General features: G+C 47.5%; 1 protein-coding gene. It reads left to right on the top strand.

What is annotated here, in order from left to right; genetic code table 11:
• Nucleotides 1–12: 12 nt before the first annotated feature.
• The coding region (locus FS628_RS33420) for a DNA polymerase beta superfamily protein (protein WP_369008931.1) at nt 13–219 on the top strand (207 nt) is incomplete at its 3' end.

Here is a 219-nt window from a genome sequence, read left to right as displayed (position 1 = left end):
CATCTCCCTTTCATATATCTAACACCCCTGCAATCCTATTTCTCCATTCACCATAAAACCCATCTCATCCAACCCCCAATCACTCATCACCTCCACATCAATCCTTCGCATCTCCCCAACGCCTTCAACCTCTTTCCCAAATCCAATCCACCCCTCCTCCACTGGTTCCAATCACCCATTCACTATGATCAACAGTATGCCGTCCCACACCATATTCCT

Origin of the sequence: Paenibacillus xylanexedens, from assembly GCF_007676705.1 — a bacterium.
GTDB lineage: Bacteria > Bacillota > Bacilli > Paenibacillales > Paenibacillaceae > Paenibacillus > Paenibacillus xylanexedens_C.
This window is presented reverse-complemented; position numbering and strand designations above follow the sequence as displayed.